The sequence below is a fragment of the Kocuria atrinae C3-8 genome (assembly GCF_000286355.1).
GTDB lineage: Bacteria > Actinomycetota > Actinomycetes > Actinomycetales > Micrococcaceae > Kocuria > Kocuria atrinae_A.
Map to the genome: position 1 here is coordinate 1 of NZ_AJXN01000102.1, position 11,625 is coordinate 11,625.

An 11,625-nucleotide genomic window follows, 5' to 3' on the forward strand; every position below is an offset into this window, starting at 1 on the left:
CCACCCGCGCGAGGGAGCGCGAGGTGGGCCGGGCGGCGTCGTCGTGAAGGCCGAACTCAGTGAGCGTGGGGCATATCGTGACTCGGCAGATCCTCGGGCTGGCCGGGCTGCTCGGGGCCGACACGGAACGGGCGCATCATCTCGTTGTCCTCGTGCTCCAGCAGGTGGCAGTGCCACATGTACTGGCCCGGGGTGGTGAAGCGCATGCGCAGTCGGATCATTTCGCCCGGGTAGACGAACACTGTGTCCTTGCGGCCGGTTTCACCCGGAAGCAGCGGGGTCTCGGGGCCCATTTCCATGACGCCGGTGTCCCAGTTGTACCAAATCATGCGACGCTCGAGAATCTCGAAAGCGGTCTCATGAATGTGGATGGGGTGGGGTACCGGGGCGTCCTGGACCAGGTTGTAGATCTCCCAATCCTCCACGTCACCGGGCTGCGGGTTCTCCGTGACGGGATCACTCCACATGGTGTCCTGGATGTGCATTTTGCCGCCGGGTTCACCGTGCAGCACGCCCAGCATGGTGTGCGAGGCGTACGGCGCGGGATCCTCGTTGACGTTGTGGAAGCTCATGGTCGTGGCCAGGCGCCGCGTGCGCACGGGCGCGGGGAGCTTGGGCTGAGGCTTCATCCTGAGGTAACGACCCGGCGTGGACGTGTCGATACCCCAGCACGGAACCACGTCGAAGGCCATGACCTTGCCGGTGGTGTTCGGATCCGCCGCGGGAACACCACGTCGCGCTCCTCGAACGGGTACAGCTTGACCCGCGGTTCCTCACCGTTCTCCGCGGGGCGACCTCCCGGGAAGAATGCGTCGGGCCCCACGTTGCGCAGCGTGTAACGACCGGTGCGCACGTTGGTGAAGTCCACGAGCAGCTCGTTGCGCTCGGCCGGGGCCAGAATCACGCGGCCGCGGCGCCAGCCCTCGAGCTGCATGATGTTGACCTTCTCGTCCAGGTAACCGCCGTCGTTGGCGACCTGCCACACCTCCACGCCCGGGATGCCCCGGAAATCCAGGTACAGGGTGCGCGAACCACACGCGTTCAGGAAGCGCATGCGATAACGACGCCGCTCCACACGTTGGTACGGCCACGTCTGGCCGTTGACCACCATGGTGTTGCCGAAGAACTCGGGCACCCAGTTGGGTGGGATGCCCGGCTCCTCCGGGTAGAAAGGCCCCTGGTAGCCGTCGAAGAACGACCTGGAGGACGGATAGAACAGGGAGCCGTCGCTGTTGAACGAGCGGTCCTGAATAGCCAGGGCGAGGTCCGCGCCGGGGTTCGGCGAGTTCTGCCCGTACACGTTGCTGGGGCCGGCTGGTGCGCGGGCGGTGCGTCCGGTGCGGGAATCCAGCACGTCGTACTCCAGGCCGCGCATCAGGTAGAAGCTCGCGGCACCCGCGTAGACGGTGAGACGGGTGAGTCCCAACGCGTGATCGTGGAACCACAGGCTGGTGGCGCGGTTGGTGTTGGGATAGGTCACCGTCTGGTGTCCCTCGCCCCAGTCCACGCCGGTTTCGCGGCGGTGTTTTTCCTTCAGGAACTCCCACCAACGGCCGTACTTTGCGTGGCCAGCGGGAATGTTATTGGCGCGGGGCAGGTACCAGGCCTCCGAATAGCCGTCGGAGTGGTCCTTGACCGTCAACGCACCGTGCAAGTGGGTCACGATCGGGACCGGTCCGGTGTAGTCCGTGTACTGGGTTTCCGGGTCCGTGTAATTGTCCGGGGTGACATAGCGGCGGCCTTCAAGCATGGGCTTGATGTCCGTGCTGACCAGTCCCTCGTGGCCGGGCTCCTGCGGCACGTTCGCCCAGTGCAGGGAGCGGTCCACGGCAAACATATGCGGCAAGTAGCGCCCGTAGCGATCGACCAGTTCATTGGTCCACTTGATCTGCACGGGACGGTTCTGCAGCGCCGAAATGCTCAGCCCCGGAGAGGTGAACGCAGAGTCCGAACCCCCTGTGGCCCATAAGCCCACACAGTGGTCTTGGGCATTCCCCACGGAAGCATCTGCTGTGTCGTTTGTTTCATCGACATCTCGTAGTAATCGGCTGTTCCGTACGGAGTGGAACGAGTGCCCTTACGAGGCAGGATCTGCGGAACCGTCAACCGGTTCACGAACTGCCGGATGTTCGTGGCGGGCAGCTGCCGCCCGGAATCTCCGCGCCCACCGCCTCCGGCATACCGTTGGCGCCATACACATAAAGCGCCAAACCACCGGCGGCGGTGGATTTGAAGAACAAGCGACGAGACAATTCCATGAGAAAGGCCCTCCCCAATCAGTGCTGTAGTTTCTCCCCCAGAAATGGCAAGGGATCAAGCTGCCTTCATGAATTTTAGGGTCTGGGGGACACACAGAGCAGGGCCAGGGTGAGCGCACATGTGGCCACAAAATGGGTCTGGTCAGCTGCTTTAGAGTGTGCAGTCGAAACGGTTCAGCGAGGAGATAGTGATGGCGGAAAGCACCGCAGTGAACACAGAATGGGAGATCGGCGAGTTCGATATTCCCGGCTACCTGCGCGCCATTGACGTCACCCCCGGTCCGCCGAGCCTGGAGCTGCTCGAGAAGCTGCACCGCGCCCACGTGTTCACGTTCCCGTTCAGCAACGTGGAGGTTTTGCTGGGCAACCACCCGGGCGTGAAGCCGGCGACCGTGGGCACCCAACTCGTGGAGCGGCGTCGTGGGGGCTATTGCTTCGAGCACTCCCAGTTATTCGCCGCGGCACTGGAATCGCTGGGGTTCACGGTGCGGCGCGCACTCGGCCGCGTGCGCGACTTGGAGAGCCCGCGCACGCACATGACGGTGCTCGTGGACGTCGACGGCGTTCGCTACCTGTGCGACCCCGGGTTCGGGTTCAGCGTGACCGGCCCCATTCCGCTGGCGGAAGGTGCCGTGCGTGACGAGGGGGATCGCAAGTTCTCCATCGGCCGCATCGAGGATGAGGGCTGGCCGCTGTGGGCCTTCCAGCGGGACGACGAGATGGAGCATGTTCTGGATGAATCCACCGTGCACGCCGCGGACGTGCGCATGGGGCACATGAAAACGTCGACGGATCCGGAGTCCGTGTTCCTGAACCACTTGATGGTCATGAAGCACACGCCGGAGGGACACGTGACGGTCACTGAGACGGGCATGACCGTTCGCGTGCCCGGTGAGCCCACAGTTCAGGAGTCGCTGAATGTGGACCAGGTGGTGGAGAACGTGCGCGCACTGGGGGTGTCCCTCAACGAACAGGAAGCGGAGCGGCTGACCCAGATTGTGACTCGATTGAGGGACTAACGAGCGACTGGGACCCCTACCTGAATGTTACCTACTGTAAAGTAATTAAAGTTCGATCAGCCTCTTCTAACGGCTGTCGTGGCCTGGCAAAATCTGTTCTTGGCTCGGCCGAAACCCCCTGAAATCGCCTTGCCACCAGTGTGTCCGCCCCCGGGACACGTGGTCCGTTACAACTTCATATCCCTCCGTTAGAAAGCATCCCCCATGCGCTTCTTACGCTCTTTCGTGCTGCCCTCAACAGCCCTGTCTCTGGGACTTGTGGTCTCGCTGGCCCCCGCAGCGATCGCAGCTCCCGCGCCCCCGCACATTGCGGAGGCACCCGTTGTGCAAGTGGCCGCAGCCACACCACCGGCCACAACGTATTTCAAACCGTTTTCCGCCCACGGTATGCAGTCCAGCTACCACATCTACACTGACGGCATCGATCGTTCCAAGCCCGTTGGCGTGGTGTTCTACTTTGGCGGTGACTACTGGAAAACCTCAGAAACCTGGGTCCATAACCCCGGCGGATCCCAGCTGAAAGCCATGGCTGCTCAGGCCCGGACAAAGAACATGATCCTGGTGGTCCCGATCTCTCCGGATAAGAATGCCTCCGGCGACGGCATCACCTGGTGGGAGAACATCGACAAGAACGGTCAGTACTTCCGTGCTCTCAAGGACTCGCTGATCAAGAACTACGGTTTGGACACATCACGCGTGTGGCTGGCCGGGTACTCCGGTGGAGCCGAGTTCATCACCTACGAGGTACTGGCCGACCAGCAGAACTGGATCCGCGGTGGCGGTGCCACGATCATCGGTGGCGGCGGCGCCAATGGGATGCAGACAGCTCCCAGCGCAGCCGTCCGCAAGATGCCCTTGACCTGGCACGCCGGATCCAAGGACGTGGTGGGTGATACCAACCCACCGGAATGGTCTGCCAAGCGGCCGCCGCCCAAGGTCAGAAGGTCTACAAGAACGCCGGCTTTGGCCGGGCAACCCTGCACACCCTGCAAGGGGTGGATCACTACGGCTACAACCAGCCGGCCTGATCGGCCAAGACCTCAAAGCCGTGCCCAACGTGGGCGGCACCACGGCGGTGGCTCAGACCAGTTCTCTTCTGAAAGGCGCTATCCGCACCAGTTACCTGAATTCCGGTGGGGCCGCCAAGTACGGTCAGCCCACCTCGGCGGAACGCAAGACCGGTTTCCTCGGTGGTGTGTACCAAGGATTCACCCGCGGATACACCTACTACTGGAGCCCGCGAACCCTGCGGCTCCCGTGAAATGGAGCGGGGCCATCGGTGCGTCCTTCAAGAACGCCGGTTACGAACGCGCGTGGGGTTACCCCGCGCATGCCGAACGGTCCGCGTCGGGTGGTGCCTATCAGGACTACCGTCGCGGCGCCGTCGTCAATCGTGCGATGTGGTCTCCGAAAACCGGCGTGCGCATCGTGAAGATGACCGGCGGTATCGGCGCGGCCTGGCGAGCCGCCGGCTACGAACGGAACTGGGGCTACCCGGTGACCAACGAATACACCGTGGCACGGGGCGTCCAACAGAAATTCTCCAATGGACGCGTGGCCACGTGGAACCGCAGTACGGGACGGGTGACCGTCTCGCGCGGCTGATGCGGTAGGTCCGATATCGCGCGTTGTTCGCGGCGTGCCAGCCTGTTCAGGACGACATCAGGCCCCTCTCGAATCACCGATGGTGAGGCGAGAGGGGCCTGAATATTTCGCGTCAGAGGCAGCCCAGTACAGGAGCGGCACTACTCGATTCAGCGTTCACGTTCTTGACTGAAGATGCCCTTGGTGCGGGAGATTCGGTAGTCAATGCGATTGTCCACGTACTCCTCGAACTCGGGGTTGTGCGTGATGTCTCCGGCGATACCTTGGCGCACTTCGTGGAGCGTGCGTTCGCGGCGGTGTGCCTCGAGCTCACGGGCGTCCTTGGAGAGCCCGCGCACGGTGGCCACGCACATCAGGATCATGACCACACTGAACGGCAGGGCGGTGATCAACGAACCCGCTTGAAGCGCGGTCAGTCCACCGGCAAGTAGCAGGCCGATGGCCAGCAGGCCCTCGACAATGGCCCACAGCGCACGGGACCACGACGGCGGGTTCGGGTGACCGCCCGAGGCCAGCATGTCCACCACCAGCGACCCGGAGTCGGACGAAGTGATGAAGAAGATGGCCACCAACAAGATGGCTGCCACGGACAGGATCGAACCGAGCGGCAGGTCGGACAGTACCTGGAACAAGGCCGCCTCCGCACCAACGGAGCCGTCCTGCACCATGTCGCCCTCGCCGAAGAACTGGCGGAACAAACCGGAGCCGCCCATGACGGCGAACCAGAGGAAGCCCACCAGGGTAGGAACCAGGAGCACACCGGCAATGAACTGACGGACGGTGCGGCCTCGCGAGATACGGGCGATGAACACGCCCACGAACGGCGACCAGGCGATCCACCAACCCCAGTAGAAAAGGGTCCAGCTGGAGTACCAGGACGTGGCATCTTCGGTGCGCGTGTAGGCACCCACGTCAAAGGTCATGTTCATGATGTTGGCCAGGTACGTGCCCAGGGACTGAACGAAGTTATCCAGCAAGAACACCGTGGGGCCGAGCAGGAGAACCGCGATCAGGAGGATTCCGGCCAGCGACAGGTTCGCGTTGGACAGCCAGCGGATTCCCTTGCCCAGGCCGGACAGAACGGACATCAGCGCTAGGAACGTAATCACGATGATCAGGATGACCAGCAGGGTATTGTCCACGCTGTCCACGATTCCGATGGACTGCATGCCCGTGGAGATCTGCTGAACACCCAGGCCCAGCGAGGTGGCCACGCCGAAAACGGTGCCGAAGATCGCCAGAATATCAATGACGTCGCCGATCCAGCCCTTGACGCGATCGCCGAAAACGGGCTCGAGCGCCCAACGGATGGAGACGGGGCGGCCGCGGCGATGCACGGCGTAAGCCACTGACAGGCCGACCACTGCGTACACGGACCAGGGGTGCAAGCCCCAGTGCACAAAGGTCTGCGCCATGGCCATGCCCTGCAGCTCCGAATCGGAGAGGTTCTCGAAGCCGGGCTTCTGGCTGACCGTCGCGTACATGAGCGGTTCGCCCACACCGTAGAACACCAGGCCGATGCCCATACCCGCGGCGAAGAGCATGGCGAACCAGGAGAAGATTCCGAATTCCGGTTCATCCGTGTCACGGCCCAACTTCACCTTGCCGAACCGAGAGAGCCCCAGGACCAGGGTGAACGCGACGAAACCGCCGATGACCAGCATGTAGTACCAACCGAAGTTGGTGACGATCCAGCTCTGTGTGCCTTCGAAAACCTCACCCGTGAAGTCAGGCGCCAGCACACCCAGCAGGCCCACGGCCACGATGATCAGGAGTGACGGCCAGAAGACCGCTGGGGCAATACCGCCCTTGCCGATCCGGACGCCCTGAGCTCGAAGCTTCTCGGTGATTTCCCGATCATTGTCCTGGTCGTCAACTCGTTTGCCCTTGGGGGCACGCAATTCTTCAGCGGAAGGTCCGGAGTCCTGCTCCGCCTGATCCGCGGTGTTCGATGCGGGGTTCGTGGAGGGAGAGTCCCCGTTTCTTGAGTGCTGTGTCGTCTGGTCTTCTGGTGGAGTCATCACATTCCCTGAAAGTCGCTACTGAGTCTGGATCAAACGGCATTACCCGACTCAACAGCATGGTCGTGAGCACAAAAACTTTCAAGTTGCTGGGAATTTAGTGACCACTCCCTGAGATGGGGGCGGCTAGGAAAAGACATCCATCCGGTAGAGCGATGTGAAGAGAAACACGGGAGCGGTGAGAAAAGCCGTGACAGCCAAACACAACCCGGAGGTGGCCGCATCCCACCACTGAATGGCGGGCGCATTCTCGGAAATGCCCCTGGGGTGGCCTCGTCCGAATACTCCTCGTGCCCTATTCGCAGCAGCGGCCATGGCCTGACGTTTGACGTCGCGCGGCGTGCGGTGAACATCGAACGACGCCGCGAGTAGGAATGTCAGCAGGCCGCCGGTCAGGGCGATGGTCAGCACCAAAGGCAGGGTGCCGGTGATGCTCGTGGCAAACGCTTCCAACGTATTTTCGGGCTTGGAAGAGGCCTGCTGGATCTCAATGCTCACCAGGCGCCCAGGTACGCGGCCACGCCCACCATCAGGCCCTTCCACGTGGTCAGAAGGATCTGATAAATGAACTTGGTGAGAATGCGGCTCTCGCGAAACGGCTTGGGTGGCGGCAGCACGGCGCTCACCAGAATGAAAGCGACCAGCAACACGAATAGCGCCGCGGAAATCCACATCAGGCAACTTCTGCGTTGAAAACCAGCAACAGCAGTATGCCGACTAAGGCAACCAGTAGGAGCAGACCACGATTGGGGCTGACTAGGAATCGGAGCGCGCGGGGGAGGGGAGCCACGGGACAACTATAAGTCGCGAACAATTCCTGTCCCGGTAATCCCGGGAATCGGTCACTGCCGCCCAGGGTCAGCCGTATGTCGGGTATTGCGGCCACCCCTCGGGGCTGTCCTCCCAGTCTTGCTGTCGTCCGTAAATCGTGCGGTCCATGATGTGGGCGGTGGGCAGGATGGCTTCCGTACCGCGCGCCGTCGTCATGTATGTCAGGTACGGCACGCCGTCCTTGAGGAGGTAGTACGAATACCCGGGCAGCTGCCCCTCCTGGCCCTGGTCATTCGTGCGCGTCCAGCCCCAGTCGTAGTGGTAGCTGGTGTCGTGGGATGAAACCCACAGGTGCGGCCAGCCGTTCTTTTTCCGCCAGGCCTCAAGCTTGTCGATGGGCGCCTGGGAGATCAACGCGAACGCGATTCCGTTCTCCGTCAGCCGGTCCATATTGGCCGGCAGGTTGTCCACGGCCCACGTGCAACTGGGGCAGCCGGCCTCCCAATCGGGGCCGAACATCACGTTCTGCACCAGCAGCAGGTAGTGCTCGCCGAACAGGTCGGTCAGCTTCACGGGGCCGTCCGCACCCTCGAACGTATAGTTCTCGACCTCGACCATGGGAAGCCGACGCCGCTCGGCCGAGACCCGATCGTTGTGTCGCGTCACTTCCTTCTCCCGAGCCACTTGCTCCGCCAAAGCGGAGTCGAAGGCATTTCGGTCTACCACGGGCGGCGCGGCATCGGGCTGGTTCAGTTTGGGGTGGGCGGCAATCCGTTCCGGGTCATCGCGGGTCATGGCCGATCTCCTTAGCGGTGCTTCGGTGGTTCCTGCTGCGGACCAGTCAACGCCCGATGAGCTTTGGATGGAAGAGGTCACTGGCGAAGGGCGGCGATCCTCGCCGTTGAAATGTTGGAAGTGCAGTGCGGGACGCGCCGTCCCTTGTCAGGTGACGACGCGTCCCGCTATCCACGGTCTCCTTTCAGTGAATCAGATCCCAGCGGTCTGTCTGATCCAGTCCCGGTGGGCGGCCACGTTGGAGTAGTTCGAGCCGGAGTTGATGTTGGCGCCGGGGTCGGGTGTATCGCCGGTTGAGCAGACACCCACCACCTGGCCATTGATGATGAGCGGGCCGCCCGAGTCGCCGCGGTTGGCCGCGCCGGTGATGCCTCGGAGGTTGCTTGCGGGGCCACCGTGAAGATCGCGGCTGGGTCCGGTGACCTGCACCTCTGCTTGGAACAGGCCGGTCGACGGCGTCGAGTTGGCGCGCAGTCCGTAGCCCTGGACTGTTCCTTGTTGTCCGCGCTGCGGGACGGTGCTGTCGGTGATGTCCATGGTCTCGCCCACGTTCACCGGCTGGGACAGGCGCACCAGGCCGACGTCGCCGCGCGGCGAGTTCGCGAGTTGCGCCGCGCGCACCGGCTGGCCCGGGTTCTGGGTGGAGTTGGACGTGAAGACGTTCATGTTGCTTGCGCCCTCGGTGCAGTGCCGGGCGGTCAAGACCCATTCCTCACTGATGAGCGAACCCGAGCAGCCGTACTGGCCGCCGTTCTGAGTGAACTTGAGTTGGACCACGGCGCGGTTCTGTGCGGGTTCACCGCCCACGATGTACTCGTTGGTTTCTTCCACCGCGGGCGCTGCCTGCGCAGTCATGGGTGTGGCCAGTGCGGCCGAGGCGAATAACGCGATACCGATTTTCTGGAAAAGGGAGGTTTTCATAACGATCGCTCCTTCTCGTGATGGTGGGGATGCCAGCCCCCTGATCTGAGCGAGACTCAAACTACACAGTAAAGAGTAATCTGACTAGGAATGATGGGCGTTTCTCGTGGTTTCCGCTTCGATTAGTGGGCTAAGTGAGAGCGTTACGATTTAATAACAACCGTCAAATCAGGGGTTTTATCCATCGATAGATGCAAGACGAACGTGATGTCATTATTTCGTCGAATTGCCGTGCCGGAGGCTGGGACGCGGCTCGCACAACATGGAAATTCTCTACTGAGGTTCGCCCCGGAGGACATCCACGTGCACATGATCCCGGTGACGCAGGATGTCATTGGCCGGCGCGGGGGCGTCATAGGGTTGCCAGCGTCCGCGAGAGCTGTGGGCGCTCCAGATCTTGTCGTCGAAGATCACGTACTGGATGTCCAGATCGCCCGCGTGGGCAATCAGCCACTGGGCGAGAATCCACCCCTTGCGGCGGTTCTCCTCGGTGATCGGACGGAAGAAGATGTCGACCCCGCGACCGCTGTAGTGGGTCGATTCGGCTCCATGGCCTTGGCTGACACCTCCGGGTGCGAACCCGCCCAGTGCTGATCACCGAAGACCGCGGTCATGTCGTCACGAAGTTGCTGAGCTCGCGGCGTCAGGCCAGTGGGTGTCAGTTCTTGCTCGGGTAAGTCATCAGCGGCGGTGCTTCGCAACGAAGGCTTGGCCCGGCGTCGTCGGCAGGCCCGTCCGCGAGGCGCTGGATGACCGCCGGGTCGATGCCGGACGTGTCCGGGGTTTCGGCACCGCGAGAGGCTAGCGCAACTGCCGTGGTGGCGAGTTTCGCTTGGTCGCGGCTGAGGTCGAGTGTGCCGTCCTGGGTCTCGACACTGCATTCTGCGCCGACGTAAAGACGGCCCTCGCTGACACGTACGTTGTTCGCGATGGTTGGTCCCAGCCAGACTAGTGCTCCGACGATCAACCCCACGATCACGAGGAAGATCAGTGGCGCTCGCCAGGAGCTGCCTCGTTTGGTGCGCCTCTGGTTCACGGCCTCACTCAACGCGATCACATCCGGTGCGTGAACCTGAATCCCACTTCCAAGCGGCCCCACGAGTAGCCGGGGTGCGGCCTGTTGCGGTCAGGAGGTCGTGCCAAGGATCTTCTGTACGGGTGGCGTGGGGAAAGATGCGATCCAAGCTTGGGCTAACGACCTCCGCGAGGCCGCGGTAATCTATGCCGTGCGCGCTCAGAATGTCATGAGTGTGAAGAACCAATTCCACAATTCCCATGGCGGCCAGGGCTGATCTATCGGGGTTACCGTATGGATGCCAACCGATCCGATCTGACGGTGCGGTCGCGATCACGGCTACCAGCAGTCCACCAACGACATCCAGGCAAGTGAGCATGACCTCCGTTCCGGCATCTTCTTCCGGCCAGAGCGTTCCCTCGATGCGGCCCGGTACAGGGGTGAACTCCATCAGAGGGGCATAGCCCTCGACTTGGTGTGTGCCGGAAAGAAGCATCGCGTAGAACCCCAGATCATCCAAGATGTGGGCCATGGTTTCGCGGCAGGTCCAATCGAGGCCATTGGCCGGCGTGGCCCACCCGTCGTCGGGAACGAGTTTCAAGTGTTCACGTGCGTCTTCCAATGCTGCGGCGAGGTTGGCATGGTCCGGTGTGTCTGTATGGCTCATGGGATGTCACGCCTCCGGGTTGAGCATGGCTGCGGCGGCGGCACGATCGGCCTCGGCGCCAGTGGTTAGCGCGTAGATCGTGTAGCCGAGCGGAGAGGCTTCCCACAGGTGGCGAGACTGGGCAGCCAGGCCCGGGTGCACGTGCCCACCGGCCTGTTCATAGGCGTCGAGGGTGACCTGCAAGATCTCGTCCCCGGCGGCACCGTACTGGAAAGCGAAGTCACGGGCGGGGTCGTCCACGCGCGCGGTTGTCCAGTCCAGGACGCCGGTGATCGCGCCGTCTTGGTCGAGGAGGACATGGGCGGGGTAGATTTCGCCGTGCGTCATGACGGTCCGGTCGGGCCAGCAGATATCGTCCCCAACCCATGAATGCCAGGCTTCGTTGAGAGCAGGGCCACGGTGAATTCTCTGCTCACACGGTTGATATCGTCCTGCCATCTCTGACGTACTTGCTCGGGGGAACGGACCTCAATGCCTGCGGTTCTAGCTTCCATCGCATCGAGTGAGTGTAAGCGTGCCAGCAGGCGCCTAGGTGTTGTGGGTCATGAGGTTC

14 protein-coding genes are annotated in these 11,625 nt (G+C 62.5%); 2 read left to right on the forward strand and 12 right to left on the reverse strand.

Annotated features, from left to right (window positions below):
• Window positions 1–56: 56 nt before the first annotated feature.
• The 3 genes from YO9_RS18165 to YO9_RS18175 form a co-directional block, all read right to left on the reverse strand.
• Entirely contained in the window at window positions 57–692 is a 636-nt protein-coding gene (locus tag YO9_RS18165) for a multicopper oxidase domain-containing protein (protein WP_223286436.1), read from the reverse strand.
• Entirely contained in the window at window positions 626–1,894 is a 1,269-nt protein-coding gene (locus tag YO9_RS18170) for a cupredoxin domain-containing protein (RefSeq protein WP_223286437.1), read from the reverse strand. Before YO9_RS18170 ends, YO9_RS18165 begins: the two co-directional genes overlap by 67 nt.
• A 217-nt stretch (window positions 1,895–2,111) precedes the next feature.
• Window positions 2,112–2,258: a hypothetical protein gene (locus tag YO9_RS18175; RefSeq protein WP_223286438.1), complete on the reverse strand. Its 147-nt coding sequence runs from the start codon at window positions 2,256–2,258 to the stop codon at window positions 2,112–2,114.
• Between the two features lie 191 nt (window positions 2,259–2,449).
• Between YO9_RS18175 and YO9_RS0111015 the strand changes: the two genes are divergently transcribed.
• Together YO9_RS0111015 and YO9_RS21670 are read left to right on the forward strand one after the other, a co-directional pair.
• Window positions 2,450–3,277, forward strand: a complete 828-nt coding sequence (locus YO9_RS0111015) for an arylamine N-acetyltransferase family protein (RefSeq protein WP_016997509.1) — start codon at window positions 2,450–2,452, stop codon at window positions 3,275–3,277.
• Window positions 3,278–3,481: 204 nt separating this feature from the next.
• Window positions 3,482–4,882 carry a hypothetical protein gene (locus YO9_RS21670; protein WP_396350760.1) on the forward strand — a complete coding sequence of 467 codons (1,401 nt, stop codon included), beginning with the start codon at window positions 3,482–3,484 and terminating at the stop codon, window positions 4,880–4,882.
• 149 nt (window positions 4,883–5,031) lie between these two features.
• Here YO9_RS21670 and YO9_RS0111035 read toward each other — a convergent pair whose 3' ends face one another.
• From YO9_RS0111035 to YO9_RS0111070, 9 genes are all read right to left on the reverse strand, one after another.
• Window positions 5,032–6,903 carry a BCCT family transporter gene (locus YO9_RS0111035; RefSeq protein ID WP_016997510.1) on the reverse strand — a complete coding sequence of 624 codons (1,872 nt, stop codon included), beginning with the start codon at window positions 6,901–6,903 and terminating at the stop codon, window positions 5,032–5,034.
• Between the two features lie 126 nt (window positions 6,904–7,029).
• Window positions 7,030–7,401, reverse strand: coding sequence for a hypothetical protein (locus YO9_RS0111040; protein WP_016997511.1), 372 nt, complete (start codon window positions 7,399–7,401; stop codon window positions 7,030–7,032).
• Window positions 7,398–7,577: a hypothetical protein gene (locus YO9_RS0111045; RefSeq protein WP_016997512.1), complete on the reverse strand. Its 180-nt coding sequence runs from the start codon at window positions 7,575–7,577 to the stop codon at window positions 7,398–7,400. The genes YO9_RS0111040 and YO9_RS0111045 overlap by 4 nt, the downstream gene beginning before the upstream one ends.
• Window positions 7,578–7,761: 184 nt before the next feature.
• The gene (locus YO9_RS0111050; RefSeq protein ID WP_016997513.1) at window positions 7,762–8,469 is read right to left on the reverse strand and encodes a DUF899 family protein; all 708 of its coding nucleotides are present in this window, start codon (window positions 8,467–8,469) and stop codon (window positions 7,762–7,764) included.
• A 192-nt stretch (window positions 8,470–8,661) separates the two neighbouring features.
• The gene (locus YO9_RS0111055; protein ID WP_016997514.1) at window positions 8,662–9,390 is read right to left on the reverse strand and encodes a S1 family peptidase; all 729 of its coding nucleotides are present in this window, start codon (window positions 9,388–9,390) and stop codon (window positions 8,662–8,664) included.
• A 273-nt stretch (window positions 9,391–9,663) separates the two neighbouring features.
• Window positions 9,664–9,978, reverse strand: coding sequence for a VldE C-terminal domain-containing protein (locus tag YO9_RS21935; RefSeq protein ID WP_472973947.1), 315 nt, complete (start codon window positions 9,976–9,978; stop codon window positions 9,664–9,666).
• Window positions 9,979–10,048: 70 nt separating this feature from the next.
• Window positions 10,049–10,447 (reverse strand): hypothetical protein, encoded by a 399-nt coding sequence (locus YO9_RS18185; RefSeq protein ID WP_016997516.1) that lies wholly within the window; start codon window positions 10,445–10,447, stop codon window positions 10,049–10,051.
• On the reverse strand, window positions 10,431–11,072 hold the full coding sequence (locus YO9_RS0111065; RefSeq protein ID WP_016997517.1) for a maleylpyruvate isomerase N-terminal domain-containing protein: 642 nt from the start codon (window positions 11,070–11,072) through the stop codon (window positions 10,431–10,433). The genes YO9_RS18185 and YO9_RS0111065 overlap by 17 nt, the downstream gene beginning before the upstream one ends.
• A gap of 6 nt (window positions 11,073–11,078) precedes the next feature.
• Window positions 11,079–11,510, reverse strand: a complete 432-nt coding sequence (locus YO9_RS0111070) for a phosphotransferase (RefSeq protein WP_223286440.1) — start codon at window positions 11,508–11,510, stop codon at window positions 11,079–11,081.
• Window positions 11,511–11,625 lie beyond the last annotated feature (115 nt).